Consider the following 13,276-nt stretch of genomic DNA (forward strand, 5'->3'; position numbering starts at 1 on the left):
CCGGTGCGGCGCCCCGCCCCGTGCGGTGGTGCGCCGTCGGCGAATTCCATGGACCGTGTGGGTGGTGACCGGCACGATGTCCGGGTGAGCCATACGCCGTACGAGAACACCGACGCCGCGACGGCGGACGCCGTCGACCGTCCCGCCGAGGACGACACGCTCGCCCGGCCCCGGTGGCGCCGGGACACGGCCGTGTTCCTCTCGGGGCAGACCGTCTCCCTGTTCGGCTCGATGCTCGTCCAGTACGCCGTCATGTGGCACCTGACGATCGAGACGAAGTCCGGCTCCGTGCTCGCGCTGAGCACGCTCTTCGGGTTCCTCCCGCAGGCCGTCGTCTCCCTCTTCGGCGGCGTGTGGGCGGACCGGGTGAACCGCAAGGCGCTCGTCATCGCCGCCGACGGCACGATCGCGGTGACGACGCTCGCGCTCGCGCTCCTCATGCTCGGCGGGGCCGACGACCTCTGGCTCATCTACGCCGCGCTGGCCGTCCGCTCGACGGGCGCCGGGATCCAGACCCCGGCCGTCGCGGCGCTCCTCCCGCAGATCGTGCCGACGAGCAGGCTCCTGCGGGTCAACGGCATCAACCAGTCGATCCAGTCCGCGATGATGCTCCTCGCGCCCGCGGTCGCCGCGGCCCTCTACGCGAGCATGTCCCTCGTCGCCGTCTTCTTCGTCGACGTCGTCACGGCGGTGATCGGGATCGGGCTCCTCCTGCTCGTGCCCGTGCCGACGCTCGTGCGTGCGGCCACGGGCGAGCGAGCCGGATACTTCGACGACCTCGTCGAAGGGTTCCGCTACCTGGGGTCGCACCCGTTCGTCCGGTGGGTCCTGGGCCTCTACGCCGTCGTGTTCCTGCTCATCGTCGCGCCGTCGTACCTCACGCCGCTCATGGTCGCGCGCACCTTCGGCGAGGAGGTCTGGAAGCTCACCGTCAACGAGGTCGCGTTCTCGGTCGGGATGCTCCTCGGCGGTGTGCTGCTCGCGACGTGGGGCGGGCTGAAGAACCGGATCGCGATGATCGTCGGCTCGACGTTCGTCTTCGGCGTCCTGTCCGTCGCGATGGGCGTCTCGACGAACATGTGGGTGTTCTTCGTCTTCATGTTCCTGCTCGGGCTCTCCGTGCCGCCCTTCTCCACGACGTCGATGACCGTGCTCCAGGAGACCGTCGAGCCGGAGCGCCAGGGCCGGGTGTTCGGCTTCGTCGGCATCGTCATGGCGGTCTCGATGCCGCTCGGGATGGTCGTGTTCGGCCCGCTCGCGGACCGCTTCTCCGTCGAGTCGCTGCTCGTGGTCTCCGGGGTCCTCATGTTCCTCGTCGTGACCGTCGCCGTCGTGCTGCCCTCGGGCCGCCGGGCGATCCGCGCCGCCGCCCTGTCCGGCTGACGGCGGGAAGACCGCGAGCTCGGCACTCGCGGTCGGGATCGGCAGTCACTGCTGCCGATCGCGACCCCGACTGCCGAGCTCGGTCGGAGGTGTCGATCTCGGGACGACCGCGGCTGCCCCGTCGGACGCCGGGCGGGACGCGCAGGTCAGTCGACGATCTCGCAGATGGCCGTGCCGGAGCTGACGCTCGCGCCCGCGGTCGCCGAGAGCGAGCGGACGGTGCCGGCGCGGTGGGCGAGGAGGGGCTGCTCCATCTTCATCGCCTCGAGCACGACGACGAGGTCGCCCTCGGCGACCTGGGTGCCGTCGGCGACGGCGACCTTGACGATGGTGCCCTGCATGGGGGAGGCGAGCGTCGTGCCCGACCCGCCGCCGTTGGACTTCGCGGCGCTGCGGCGCGCGGGGCGCCGGGCGGCGTTGGCGGTGCGGGCACGCCCGGCGGCCATGCCGAGCCCGGCGGGCAGCACGACCTCGAGCCGCTTGCCGCCGACCTCGACGACGACGCGCTCGGTCGCGAGCGGCTCGTCGTCCTCGTCCGCGGGCGCCGCCGGGGCCGGTGCGAGCGTGGCGAGCCGGTCGGCGAACTCGGTCTCGATCCACCGGGTGTGCACCCGGAACGGCTCGTCGTCGGTGGGGACGAACGCCTCGGCGTCGAGCACGGCGCGGTGGAACGGGACGACGGTCGGGATGCCCTCGACCTCGAGCTCGCGCAGGGCGCGGCGGGCGCGCTGGACGGCCTCCGCGCGCGTGGCGCCGGTGACGACGAGCTTGGCGATCATCGAGTCGAACGCGCCGGAGATCGTGTCGCCCTCGACGACGCCGGAGTCGACGCGGACGCCGGGGCCGGACGGGAACCGCAGGCGCGTGATGCGTCCCGGGGCGGGGAGGAAGTTGGCGGCCGGGTCCTCGCCGTTGATGCGGAACTCGATCGAGTGGCCGCGCACCTGGGTGGAGGTGTACCCGAGGGGCTCCCCGGCGGCGATGCGCAGCTGCTCGCGCACGAGGTCGATGCCGGTGACCTCCTCGGAGACGGGGTGCTCGACCTGCAGGCGGGTGTTGACCTCGAGGAAGGAGATGGTGCCGTCGGAGCCGACGAGGAACTCGCACGTCCCGGCGCCCACGTACCCGGCCTCCCGGAGGATGGCCTCGGAGGCCTTGTACAGCTCGGCCTCCTGGGCGGCGCTGAGGAACGGCGCGGGCGCCTCCTCGACGAGCTTCTGGTGGCGACGCTGGAGCGAGCAGTCGCGCGTGGAGACCACGACGACCGTGCCGTGCTCGTCGGCGAGGCACTGGGTCTCGACGTGGCGGGGGGTGTCGAGGTACCGCTCGACGAAGCACTCGCCGCGACCGAACGCGGCGGTCGCCTCGCGGACGGCCGACTCGTAGAGCTCGTCGATCTCGTCGGTGGTGCGCGCGACCTTGAGGCCACGCCCGCCACCGCCGAACGCCGCCTTGATCGCGATGGGGAGCCCGTGCTCGGCCGCGAACGCGTGGACCTCGCTCGCGTCGGCGACCGGGTCGGGCGTGCCCGGGACGAGAGGGGCGCCCGCGCGGTGCGCGATGTGGCGGGCGCTGACCTTGTCGCCGAGCGCGTCGATCGCGGCAGGCGGCGGCCCGATCCAGACGAGCCCGGCGTCGAGCACGGCCTGCGCGAACTCGGCGTTCTCGGCGAGGAACCCGTACCCGGGGTGCACGGCGTCGGCGCCGGAGCGGCGCGCGACGTCGAGGAGCTTCGCGATGTCGAGGTAGGTCTCGGCCGCGCGCGTGCCGCCGAGCGCGAACGCCTCGTCGGCGAGGTGCACGTGCAGGGCCTGGCGGTCGGGGTCGGCGTAGACCGCGACGGACGCGATGCCGGCGTCGGCGCAGGCGCGCACGATCCGGACGGCGATCTCGCCACGGTTGGCGACGAGGACCTTGCTCAGGGGGCGGGTGGGGTTCGCGGGCACGGCTCACGGTAACGCGTGCGCACGGCGCGGTTCACGCTCCTGCGCGCGGTACCGGACAAGATTGGAGAACAAACCAAGCCGCGCCGAGGGCGGTTGTCGGAAACCTCCATAGCGGCCCGTCCCTGGGCTCCGTGAGGTGCGCCGGGTTGTCCGCCCTCGACAACGCGGCGCACGCGCGACGCGTCAGGCGCGCAGCGCGTGCCAGGCCACCCCGACCTCGCGCAGGAGCGACCGCACGAGCGGCAGGCTGATCCCGACGACGCCGTGGTGGTCGCCCTCGATCCGCTCCACGTACGGGCCGCCGAGGCCGTCGACCGTGAAGGCGCCGGCCACGTGGAGCGGCTCGCCGGTGGCCACGTAGGCGTCGATCTCGTCGTCCGCGAGGTCGGCGAAGTGCACGACGGTCGAGCTCGTCGCGCCCACCGCGGCGCCCGTCCCCCCGGCGTCGGCCGGGCGCAGGTCCACGAGCCAGTGCCCCGTGTGCAGGACGGCGGCACGGCCCCGCATGGCGCGCCAGCGGGCGCGCGCGTCGTCCGCGTCGGCGGGCTTGCCGAGCACCTCGCCGTCGAGCTCCAGCATCGAGTCGCACCCGACGAGCAGCGCAGCGTCGGCCTCCGGTGCCCCTGCGGCCGGGTCGAGCGTGCGGACGACCTCCTCCGCCTTGGCGCGCGCGAGGACCAGCACGGCGTCGACGGGCTCGAGCCCGCCGCGCTCCGCGGCGGCCTCGCGGAGCACGGCGTCCTCGTCGACCCCGGACACGCGCACGAGCGGGTCGACGCCGGCCGCGCGGAGCGTCGCGAGGCGGGCGGGGGAGCGGGAGGCGAGGAGCAGTCGGAGCACCCGCGCAGACTACCCGGGACGGCGCGCGGCCCCCGCTACGCGAGGAGCAGCGCCGCGACGAGGAGCACGACGGGCGAGCCGACCGTCGTGACGAGGATCGTGTCGCGCGCGAGGATCTCGGCGCGCCCGAACCTCGCCGCGTAGTTGTAGACGTTCTGCGCGGTGGGCAGCGCGGCGAGCGTGACCGCCGAGGCGACCGCCGCGTCGTCGAGCCCGAGCACGAGGTGCGAGACGACGAACGCGACCACCGGCATGACGAGGAGCTTCGCGGCGCTCGCGACGCCCACGGCCGCGCGCGGCTCGCCGCGCCGGAGCGGGCGCGTGCCGTGCAGCGACATGCCGAACGCGAGCAGGATCATGGGGATCGCGGCCCCGCCGAGGATGTCGAGCGGGGCCATGACGGCCACCGGCGGCGTCCAGCCGCTCACCGAGACGACGGCGCCCGCGAGCGACCCGAGGATGATCGGGTTGCGCACGGGCTGGGCGAGCACGAGCCGCCACGACGCCCGTCCGCTCGTCGTCACGTCGAGCACGAGCAGCGTGACGGGCGCGAGCACGAGGAGCTGGAGCAGGATCACCGGCACGACGGCGGTCGCGTCCCCCAGCACGTAGACCGCGACGGGCAGCCCGATGTTGTTCGCGTTCACGTAGCCGGATCCGACGGCGCCGACCGTCGCCTCGGGAGCGGGCAGCCGCAGCCAGAGCCGGTCGACGAGCACGAACACGCCCGCCGTCACGACGGCGGACGTCGCGGCGACCGCGAGGGGCGCCTGGAACAGCGCGCCGACGTCGGCCCGCGCGAGGACGGTGAACAGCAGCGCCGGGCTCGCGACGAAGAACCCGACGCGGTTGAGCGCGGTCCGCGCGTCGGGACCTCCGATGCCGAGGCGCGCGGTGACATACCCGGCGGCCACGACGACGGCGATGACGGCGAAGCCGGTGAGGACGGCGCCCACGGCTCAGGGCAGCCGGACGCCGGCCGGCCCGGGGCGGCGTGCCGCCGTCCCGGGCCGGTCGTGCGCGGGGGTCACGACGAGAGCGCGTCGCGCAGCACGTCGAGGCCCACGGAACCGAGGTTGAGCGCGCGCTCGTGGAACGCCTTCGCGTCGAACTGCTCGCCGCGAGACTGCGCCGTGGCGCGCGCGTCGTCGCGCGTGGCCTCCCACAGCCGCTGCCCGACCTTGTACGACGGCGCCTGGCCCGGCCAGCCGAGGTAGCGGTCGAGCTCGAACCGCACGAACGAGTCGGGCATGTTGACGTTGGCGCGCAGGAACGCGAGCGCCTTGTCGGCGTCCCACGTGCCGCCGCCCCACTCCTGCGGGGCGGGGAGCCCGAGGTGCACGCCGATGTCGAGCACGACGCGCGCGGCACGCATGCGCTGCGCGTCGAGCATGCCGAGGCGGTCGCCGTCGTCGTCGAGGAACCCGAGGTCGGCCATGAGGCGCTCGGCGTACAGGGCCCAGCCCTCGCCGTGGCCCGAGACCCAGCACGCCAGGCGGCGCCACGTGTTGAGCGTCGCGCGCGCGTACACGGCCTGGCCGCACTGCAGGTGGTGGCCGGGGACGCCCTCGTGGTAGACGGTCGTCTTCTCGCGCCACGTGTTGAACTCGGTGACGTCCGCGGGGACGGACCACCACATGCGGCCCGGGCGGGAGAAGTCGTCGCTCGGCGGGGTGTAGTAGATCCCGCCGGTCTGGGTCGGCGCGATCATGCACTCGAGGTCGAGCACCGGGGCCGGGATGTCGAAGTGGACGCCGTTCAGCGCGGCGACCGCGGCGTCCGACGTCTCCTGCATCCACGCCTTGAGGGCGTCCTTGCCGAGGAGCTTGCGGGTCGGGTCGGCGTCCAGCGCCGCGACCGCGTCCTCGACGCTCGCCCCCGGGCCGGCGATACGGCGCGCGATCTCCTCCTGCTCCGCGACGACGCGCGCGAGCTCTTCCAGACCCCACGCGTACGTCTCGTCGAGGTCGACCTCGGCACCGAGGAACGTGCGCGAGAAGAGGCGGTAGCGCTCGCGGCCGACGGCGTCCTCGGCGCGCGCCTGCGGGGCGAGGGTCGTCTCGAGGAAGTCCGCGAGCCGGCCGTAGGCCTCGCGCGCGGCGGCGGCGCCGTGCTCGAGCTCCTTGCGCACGAGCGAGCACGCGGCGGAGTCGTCGAGGACGGCGTCGGCCTCGGGACCCGAGACGAAGGACGTGAAGAACGAGCCCTGCGGGTCGGCGAGCTCGCGCGACTGCGCCACGCCGATCCGCACCTGGCGGATCGCGGCGACGTTGCCGCGCGACGCCGCCTCCGTGAGCGACGCCATGTAGCCGTCGATCGCGCCGGGAAGGCCGTTGAGGCGGGCCGCGATGTTCTCCCACGCCTCGACCGTGCCCGTCGGCATGATGTCGAAGACGTCGCGCAGCTCCTGCACGGGCGACGCGATGTTGTTGAGGCTCGCGAGCGGCTCGCCGGCCTCGTGCAGCTCGAGCTGCAGGCCGATGCGCTCACGCATCGCCGCGAGGGTGACGCGGTCGACGTCGTCGACCGGCTCGAGGCCGTCGAGCTCGCGCAGCACCGCGCGGTCGGCCTCGGCGCGTGCCTCGTGCCCGGCGGGGGAGAGGTCGGTGACGAGGTGGTCGTAGCCGGCCAGGCCCATCGAGGTGGCGGCCAGCGGGTCGAGCTCGGCGACCCGCGTGACGTAGGCCTCGGCGACGGCGTCGATCGGCGTGGGGGTGCGGTCGGGGGTCCCGGCGGAGGCGCCGGCGGGGGTGGTGGTGGTGTCGCTCACCCGGACGAGACTACTCGGCGCGGGGCGGGCGCTCCGTGCGAACATCGGGCTGGTCCGGCCCGTCCTGGTCCGCCCCGTCGTCCGCTGCCGGGCCGCCCCTGCGCAGCGCGGCGAGCAGGTCGTCGGCCCACTCGCGGTGGTAGCGGACGAGCAGCACCCCGGCCGCGTCCTCGTCGTCGGCCGCGTGCCAGACGGCGACCGGGTCGCCCGGGCGGGGGCCCGCCGCGCCCGCGGGCACGACGACGCGCACCGGCCGCGCCGTCGCCACGCCCGAGCCCGTCGTGACGACGAGCGTCCCGCGCACGTCGTGCGCACCGGGCGGCGGGCCGTCGGTGTCCGGTGCGGGCACGGTGAGCGTGCCCGTGGCCCGGACGGGGGCGGCGAGGAGCGCGTCGCGACCGCGCGCGAGACGCGCGGCGGCGCGGTCGTCCTGGTAGCGCACGAGCGCGAGCAGCGCGGTCAGGAGCAGGCCGAGGGTCGCCACGACCACGAGCGCCTCCGGGACCAGCCAGCCGCGCGCGGCGCCCGCACGCTGGTAGACGAGGAGCGCGACCGTCGGCACGAAGGCGACCGCCCAGGCCCAGCGGCGCCACACGGCGACGGGTGCGACCGGCGGCAGCGCCGTCGGGTCGGCCTCGACGGCGTCGGCCGACGGAGCGGGCTCCACGAGCACCGCCCGCTCGGGCAGCCGGCGCACGCGGGGGGACGGGCCGGGCGTCGTCACGAGCGCAGGCTCCAGCGCCAGGAGTCGGCGTTGTGCCGCCCGGCGCGGCCGCCGAAGCTCTTCGCGGTCGCGCCGTCGCCCGTCCCGCGCAGCACGCGCGCGCGGTTGGTCCACTCGTCCACGGGCGCGACGTCGTCGGGCACGTCACCGGCCGCGGCCGCCGCGGCGAGCCCGGCCACGAGCGCGGCAACCTCGAGATCGTCGGGGGCGCCGCGCACGACGCGCACGCTCGGGGCGCCGGGCACCGCCCGCTGCTCGCTCACGCGTCGTCCTCGTGCTCGTCCGTGCCGCGGCCGACGCCCCACTCGGGGACGTCGTAGCCCGCCTCGGTGAGGCGCGCGTGCGCCTCGTGGCCCCACGAGTCCAGCAGCCCGACGACGTCGTCCAGGTCGGGCCCGCCGGGCCGCGAGACGACGACGTACTCCAGGGTGAACGTGTCGTCCTCCAGGTCCGCGGGCGCGGCGTCCGCGTCGCCGGTGTCCTCGCCCTCCACGGGCTCCCAGACGGACGACGTGAGGTCCGGGTGGATGCCGAGCGCCTCGTGCAGCACGTCGAAGAGCTGCGCGTTGAGCGCGCCGACGCGCGCCTCGAGCGCGAGGACGCGCGGGTCCTCGTCCGCCTCCGACGCCCCGAACTCGGCGCGCACCCCCACGGCCGTGCCGACGTACTCGTGCAGCGCCGCGGCGAGCGCGTCGACCGCGGCGTGCATCGGTGCCGGGTCGACCGCGCCCAGCGGCGCGGGGCCGTGCGTGGCGTCCTCGTGGCTCATGACCGTCCTTCTCTCGGGCTGCTCGTGCGGCGGGTCGTCGGGCTGGTGCGGTCCGCGGCGCTCACAGGGGGATGTTGCCGTGCTTCTTGGGCGGCAGGCTCGCGCGCTTGGTCCGCAGGGCGCGCAGCGCGCGCACCACCTGCACGCGCGTCTCCGACGGCCGGATCACCGCGTCCACGTAGCCGCGCTCCGCGGCGTCCCACGGGTTGACGATCGCGTCCTCGTACTCGGCGACGAGGCGCGCGCGCTCCGCCTCGACGTCGTCGCCCGCGTCGGCCGCCCGCTTGAGCGCCGCGCGCTGCAGGATGTTCACCGCGCCGCCGGCACCCATGACCGCGACCTGCGCCGTCGGCCACGCGAGGTTGACGTCCGCGCCGAGCTGCTTGGACCCCATGACGATGTAGGCGCCGCCGTACGCCTTGCGCGTGATGACCGTGACGAGCGGGACCGTGGCCTCCGCGTAGGCGTAGATGAGCTTCGCGCCGCGACGGATGATGCCCTGGTGCTCCTGGTCGACGCCCGGCAGGAAGCCCGGGACGTCCACGAGCGTGAGCACCGGGATGTTGAACGCGTCGCACGTGCGCACGAACCGCGCCGCCTTCTCGGCCGCGTCGATGTCGAGCGTGCCCGCCATCGCGAGCGGCTGGTTCGCGACGACGCCGACCGACTGGCCCTCCACGTGCCCGAACCCGACCAGCACGTTCTTCGCGAACAGCGGCTGCACCTCGAGGAACGCGCCCTCGTCGAGCACGTGCTCGATCACCGTGCGCATGTCGTACGGCTGCGAGTCGGAGTCCGGGACGAGCGCGTCCAGCTCCTCGTCCTCCTCCGTCACCGCGAGCTCGACGTCGTCGGGCGGGAACGACGGCGCGTCCGACAGGTTGTTCTGCGGCAGGTACGACACGAGGTGGCGCACGTAGTCGATCGCGTCGTCCTCGTCGCTGCCCAGGTAGTGCGCGACACCGGACCTCTCGTTGTGCGTCAGGCCGCCGCCGAGCTCCTCGAAGCCCACGTCCTCGCCCGTCACGGCGCGGATCACGTCCGGCCCGGTGATGAACATGTTCGACGTCTTGTCGGCCATGACGATGAAGTCCGTGAGGGCGGGGGAGTACACCGCGCCGCCCGCGCTCGGGCCGAGGATGAGCGAGATCTGCGGGATCACGCCCGACGACGCGACGTTGCGGCGGAAGATCTCCGCGAACTGCGTGAGCGCCGCGACGCCCTCCTGGATGCGCGCCCCGCCGCCGTCGGAGATGCCGACGAGCGGCACCCCGGTGCGCAGCGCGAGGTCCTGCACCTTGGTGATCTTCTGCCCGTGGACCTCCCCGAGGCTCCCGCCGAACACCGTGAAGTCCTGCGAGTACACGCACACCTGGCGGCCGTCGATCGTGCCGTGCCCGACGACGACGCCGTCGCCCGCGAGCCGCTTCGTCTCCAGGCCGAAGTTGTGGGAGCGGTGCTTCGCGAACGCGTCGAGCTCGACGAAGCTCCCCTCGTCGAGGAGCGCGTCGATGCGCTCGCGGGCCGTCTTCTTGCCGCGCGCGTGCTGCTTGGTCCGCGCCGCCTCCTCGGGCAGCCCGGCCGCCTCCGCGCGACGGCGGTCGAGGTCGGCGAGCTTCGCCGCGGTCCCGGTGAGGCGGGGCGCGTCGGCGCTCTCGGTCGTCGCGGGCGAGGTCGTCGCAGAGTCCGTCACGCACCCGAGCCTAGTTGGAGGATCGCACCCACTCGATGCGGTCGCCGCCAGCACCGCGGGGGCCCGGGTTGGTGGGTCCCCACAACTCGACCGGTCGCGGCTCGGCCGGTCCCCGCCTCGTGCGGCGCGCGCGGCGTGCGCGAGGATGGCGGGCATGGCGAGCGCCCACGACCCCGAGACCCCGTCCGGCGACGAGCGACCCCCGCTGCGGGCCGACTTCCTGCGCGAGCTGCTCGTGGCGCCCGCCGGGCCGCTCGCCCGGCTCGAGGTCGTGCCCGAGTCCGCGTCCACCAACGCGGAGCTCGCGGCCGCCGTCGCGCGCGACCCGGCGGCGTGGCCCGCTCCCGCGCTCCTCGTCGCCGAGCACCAGCCCGGGGGTCGCGGCCGGCTCGGCCGCTCGTGGACGACGCCGCCCCGCACCGCGCTGCTCGGCTCCCTCCTGCTGCGGCCCGATGTCCCGCGCGAGGCCCTGAGCTGGCTCCCGCTGCTCGCCGGCCTCGCGACCGCCCGCGCGCTGCGCGCCACCGCCGGCGTCGACGCCGTCGTCAAGTGGCCCAACGACGTCCTCGTCCCCGACCCCGGCGCGGGCGAGCCCGCGCCGCTGCGCAAGGTCGCGGGGATCCTCGCCGAGGTGCTGCCCGACGGCGGGGTCGTCGTCGGCGTCGGCCTCAACGTCGCGCAGCGGCGCGACGAGCTGCCCGTCCCGACCGCCACCTCGCTCGCCCTCGCCGGGGCCGCGACGACCGACCGGGAGGTCGTGCTCGTCGCGCTGCACGAAGCCTTCGGCGAGGTCCTCGCGCGCTGGCAGGACGCCGGGGGCGACGCGCACGCCGCCGGGCTCGACGCCGACTGCGCCGAGGTCAGCGCCACGCTCGGCACGCGCGTGCGCGTCGAGCGCGTCGCGGGCGGGGACGTCGTCGGGCTCGCGACCGGGCTCGCTCCCGACGGCGGCCTCGAGGTCCGCCTCGACGACGGCACGACGACCGTCCACCACAGCGGCGACGTGCACCACCTGCGCCCCCACGTCTGACCGGCCCCACGCCCGACCGCACCCGCGCGAGGTCGGCGGTCCCAGGCCGGGTCGGCGGTCGTGCGTACCGATCTCGCGTGCGACCGCCGATCTCGGCGAGCCCGGCCGAGGAATAGGATCGCCGGGTGCCAGTGGACCCGGAGAACGAGCTCGCCCCCGCACCGTCCGCGACGACCGCGGAGGGCGACGCACCGACCACCGAGGCCGAGGCGACCGAGGCGGTGCTCGACGAGGCGCTCCTCGGCGGACCCCGCACCCTGACGGTCGAACGGCTCGCCGAGCGGGCCGGCGTCGACGAGGACCGCGTCCGCGGCTACTGGCAGGCCCTGGGGCTCCCGCTCACCGAGGGCGAGGAGCACGCCTTCACCGAGCGCGACGCGCAGGCGCTCGCGGACGTGTTCGCGTTCGCCGCGCAGGAGCAGCTCGACCAGCGTGCCCTCACGACGCTCATCCGCTCGACGGGGCACACGACCGAGCGCCTCGTGCTGTGGCAGGTCGAGGCGCTCGTCGAGCACCTCACGCGGCGGTTCGACCTCGACGACACGAGCGCGCGCCTGCTCGTGCTCGACCGGCTCCCCGAGCTCGCGCCCGTCCTCGAGGAGCAGCTCCTGCACGCGTGGCGACGCCAGCTCGCGGCCGTCGCCGGGAGGTTCGCGGTCGAGTTCTCGGACGCCCGCGCCACCGCCGTCGACGAGCACGAGCTCCCGCTGCCGCGCGCGGTCGGCTTCGCGGACATCGTGTCCTTCACGCAGCGCACCCGCGGGCTCGGATCGAGCGAGCTCGCCGAGTTCGTGCAGCTCTTCGAGACGAGCGCGCGCGACGTCATCACCGCCGCCGGCGGGCGCGTCGTCAAGACGATCGGCGACGCGGTGCTCTACGTGGCCGACGACGTCGCGACCGGCGCGCGGGTCGCGCTCGGCCTGGCCGCGGCGGGCGGCCGCGAGGAGGACGTCGACGTGCCGCCGGTGCGCGTGAGCCTCGTGTGGGGACGGGTGCTGTCGCGGTTCGGCGACGTGTTCGGGCCGAGCGTCAACCTCGCGGCACGCCTCGTCGACATCGCCGACCCGACGACGGTGCTCGTCGACCGCGAGACCGCGGGCCTGCTCGCCGGCGACCAGCGGTTCGCGCTCACGGCGCAGCCGGAGACGGAGGTGCAGGGCCTCGGCACGATCGAGCCCGTGCGCCTCCAGTGGGCCTACCGCGGCTGACCGCACGCCGGCGGCGCCCGGCGGCTGACGTCCGCACGGCACCTGACGTGCGCCCGGCGGGGCGGCGACCGGTCAGACGGCCTCGAGGAGCCCCGGGCCGTCGTTGGTCACGGAGTTGACCAGGGTCGAGATCTCGCGCGCGACCATGGGGACGTCGTCGTGCGGGCCGCCGAGCCCGAGGAGGTCGGCGGCACCCCGCGCGTCGACCGCCGGGTCGAGCCAGGCGTCCCAGGCGTCGGACGGCAGGGCGAGCGGCATGCGGTCGTGGATCTCGGCGAGGTACGGCGCCGCGTCGGTCGTGATGATGGTCGTCGAGACGAGCCAGCGGTCCGGGTCGTCGTCCGACTTGGTGCGGTCGCGCCAGAACTCGTAGAGCCCCGCGAACGCGGCGCTGCGCCCGTCGCCGGGCGCGATCCAGTACGGCTGCTTGGGGACCTTGCCCCGGCGCGCCGGCACGCCCGCGGACCCGGCGGGGGACGCGCCGTCGGGCAGGACGCGCCACTCGTAGTAGCCGTCCGCCGGCACGAGGCACCGGCGCACGCCGAACGGCTTGGCGAACGCCGGCTTGTCGAGGATCGACTCCGCGCGCGCGTTGATCATTCGCGCGCCGCCCCTCGGGTCCTTCGACCACGACGGCACGAGGCCCCAGCGCGCGAGCCGCAACGAGCGGCGCACCTCGCCCGTGTCCTTCGCGGCGCGCTCGACGACGATCCGCACCGGGTCCGTCGGCGCGAGGTTCCACGACGGCGGGAGGAGGCGCGCGTCGTCGGCCACGTCGGCGATCGCGAACTCGTCCGCGAGGTCCTGGGCGTCCCGGAAGGAGGCATAGCGTCCGCACATGCCTCCAGCGTGCCGCACGCCACCCACGCTCGCGCCGGGGACGACGGGCGGGCACGGGGGAGGGTCCCGCTCC

Annotated in this window: 12 protein-coding genes; 3 read left to right on the forward strand and 9 right to left on the reverse strand. The window is 75.1% G+C overall.

Annotation, left to right across the window (positions count from 1 at the left end; genetic code table 11):
* Positions 1 to 84 precede the first annotated feature (84 nt).
* Positions 85 to 1,383, forward strand: a complete 1,299-nt coding sequence (locus ABIE39_RS13585; RefSeq protein WP_342779535.1) for an MFS transporter — start codon at positions 85 to 87, stop codon at positions 1,381 to 1,383.
* A 146-nt stretch (positions 1,384 to 1,529) separates the two neighbouring features.
* On the opposite strand, the gene ABIE39_RS13590 is transcribed toward ABIE39_RS13585, so the two are convergent.
* The 8 genes from ABIE39_RS13590 to ABIE39_RS13625 all read right to left on the reverse strand — a co-directional run bounded on the left by ABIE39_RS13590 (position 1,530) and on the right by ABIE39_RS13625 (position 10,125).
* Entirely contained in the window at positions 1,530 to 3,329 is a 1,800-nt protein-coding gene (locus ABIE39_RS13590) for an acetyl/propionyl/methylcrotonyl-CoA carboxylase subunit alpha (RefSeq protein ID WP_354052151.1), read from the reverse strand.
* A 183-nt stretch (positions 3,330 to 3,512) separates the two neighbouring features.
* On the reverse strand, positions 3,513 to 4,169 hold the full coding sequence (locus tag ABIE39_RS13595) for a Maf family nucleotide pyrophosphatase (protein ID WP_175008044.1): 657 nt from the start codon (positions 4,167 to 4,169) through the stop codon (positions 3,513 to 3,515).
* 35 nt (positions 4,170 to 4,204) lie between these two features.
* On the reverse strand, positions 4,205 to 5,125 hold the full coding sequence (locus tag ABIE39_RS13600; protein WP_354052153.1) for an AEC family transporter: 921 nt from the start codon (positions 5,123 to 5,125) through the stop codon (positions 4,205 to 4,207).
* Between the two features lie 71 nt (positions 5,126 to 5,196).
* Entirely contained in the window at positions 5,197 to 6,939 is a 1,743-nt protein-coding gene (locus ABIE39_RS13605; protein WP_255437022.1) for a DUF885 domain-containing protein, read from the reverse strand.
* 10 nt (positions 6,940 to 6,949) lie between these two features.
* On the reverse strand, positions 6,950 to 7,663 hold the full coding sequence (locus ABIE39_RS13610; protein ID WP_175008047.1) for a hypothetical protein: 714 nt from the start codon (positions 7,661 to 7,663) through the stop codon (positions 6,950 to 6,952).
* The gene (locus tag ABIE39_RS13615) at positions 7,660 to 7,926 is read right to left on the reverse strand and encodes an acyl-CoA carboxylase epsilon subunit (protein ID WP_255437023.1); all 267 of its coding nucleotides are present in this window, start codon (positions 7,924 to 7,926) and stop codon (positions 7,660 to 7,662) included. The genes ABIE39_RS13610 and ABIE39_RS13615 overlap by 4 nt, the downstream gene beginning before the upstream one ends.
* On the reverse strand, positions 7,923 to 8,432 hold the full coding sequence (locus ABIE39_RS13620) for a hypothetical protein (protein ID WP_175008048.1): 510 nt from the start codon (positions 8,430 to 8,432) through the stop codon (positions 7,923 to 7,925). Before ABIE39_RS13620 ends, ABIE39_RS13615 begins: the two co-directional genes overlap by 4 nt.
* 61 nt (positions 8,433 to 8,493) lie before the next feature.
* Entirely contained in the window at positions 8,494 to 10,125 is a 1,632-nt protein-coding gene (locus ABIE39_RS13625) for a carboxyl transferase domain-containing protein (RefSeq protein ID WP_175008049.1), read from the reverse strand.
* 154 nt (positions 10,126 to 10,279) lie between these two features.
* Between ABIE39_RS13625 and ABIE39_RS13630 the strand changes: the two genes are divergently transcribed.
* Both ABIE39_RS13630 and ABIE39_RS13635 read left to right on the forward strand, forming a co-directional pair.
* The gene (locus tag ABIE39_RS13630; RefSeq protein ID WP_209827397.1) at positions 10,280 to 11,155 is read left to right on the forward strand and encodes a biotin--[acetyl-CoA-carboxylase] ligase; all 876 of its coding nucleotides are present in this window, start codon (positions 10,280 to 10,282) and stop codon (positions 11,153 to 11,155) included.
* 125 nt (positions 11,156 to 11,280) lie between these two features.
* The gene (locus tag ABIE39_RS13635; protein WP_499278607.1) at positions 11,281 to 12,363 is read left to right on the forward strand and encodes an adenylate/guanylate cyclase domain-containing protein; all 1,083 of its coding nucleotides are present in this window, start codon (positions 11,281 to 11,283) and stop codon (positions 12,361 to 12,363) included.
* Positions 12,364 to 12,435: 72 nt separating this feature from the next.
* Here the strand turns inward: ABIE39_RS13635 and ABIE39_RS13640 are convergent, their stop codons facing one another.
* Positions 12,436 to 13,203: an SOS response-associated peptidase gene (locus tag ABIE39_RS13640; protein ID WP_209827400.1), complete on the reverse strand. Its 768-nt coding sequence runs from the start codon at positions 13,201 to 13,203 to the stop codon at positions 12,436 to 12,438.
* Between the last annotated feature and the right edge of the window lie 73 nt (positions 13,204 to 13,276).

Origin of the sequence: Cellulosimicrobium sp. 4261 (assembly GCF_040546915.1) — a bacterium.
GTDB classification, from domain to species: domain Bacteria; phylum Actinomycetota; class Actinomycetes; order Actinomycetales; family Cellulomonadaceae; genus Cellulosimicrobium; species Cellulosimicrobium cinnabarinum.